The sequence below is a fragment of the Neobacillus niacini genome, assembly GCF_031456445.1.
Classification (GTDB): domain Bacteria; phylum Bacillota; class Bacilli; order Bacillales; family Cytobacillaceae; genus Neobacillus; species Neobacillus niacini_I.
Genome location: NZ_JAVDUQ010000098.1, coordinates 1 through 1,015, shown reverse-complemented (window position 1 = coordinate 1,015; position 1,015 = coordinate 1). Strand labels below are relative to the sequence as shown.

Below are 1,015 nucleotides of genomic sequence, written 5' to 3'. Positions count from 1 at the left end.
CAAGTTTTATTTGCTCGTTCAACATCAATTTCACGCAGATTATCCTTTGTATTCATAATTAGAAAGGCACTATACAAATCTCGTTGAACATCACCTTGTTCGAAGTGGTTCCAACGTTCCCGGAGTTTTTTCTTCACATAAGTTTGCGTGAAGTGTTCAAATTGGCTGGCTTTTATTTTAGCGGTGTCAATCCGCTTTAGGGTTAAACTGAAATATTTTAGTTTGTTGTCGATAATCGTAAGAAGCATCGATGGGGCACGATTCGACAATGACTTTCCAAAACGTTTTTTACGTTTGTATCGTCCCGTCTTTTCACTAACCTCTGTTTTCTTTGCTTTTGCTTGAAGTCCTTTAAAATTCATTGTTTCCACTCGGACATCCAATCCCAACGAAAGAATATGATTAGCCAGTTGATTGTGTGATTGCTTGCGCTTGTCTGCCATTTTTCGACTCGTTTCAGCCAGCTCTTGACGGGTTTTTTTGTAGTTTTCACTTTGAACCCATTTCTCTCGATTTGATTTATTGACCGTGCCATCGGCATTGTATTTGTTTGGATTGTTTACTCGGCGCCTTCGATCCAATTTACGCTGCAGAATACGTTTTTGACGTTCATTTACTGACAAACCTTCTGCCAGCTCGAGCAGCTTCACTTCACTTTCAGAAGCAATTGCGAGTGTGGAAGTGCCAATATCTAATCCAACACGATTGCTTTCATCTTTGGAATAGTTCTGATTGCGTTTCTTTGGCGGAAAACCTTCTAACGAAAATTGGACGTAGTAACGATTTTTACCACGGATCACTTTCTTTACAAGTCGGCAATACTTCATTTTATCTTGAAGTGCAATATGCGCGTATTCATCAAGACCTTTAAGAATAACAGGCATGATCAGTCCCAGCCATTCCATGCGTTTGTTTTCGGGGAAGTACCGAAACCCTGTCTTGTTTGTCTTTTCTTCTAACGAAAAAAATTGACCTGCTGAACAAAACCGTACCTTCTTTCCCTTCCCATACATGA

General features: G+C 39.9%; 1 protein-coding gene. It reads right to left on the bottom strand.

Annotation, left to right across the window (positions count from 1 at the left end):
• A partial coding sequence (locus J2Y67_RS27865) for a nuclease/transposase family protein (protein ID WP_463675874.1) occupies positions 1 to 884 on the bottom strand: 884 nt, incomplete at its 3' end.
• Positions 885 to 1,015: the final 131 nt, after the last annotated feature.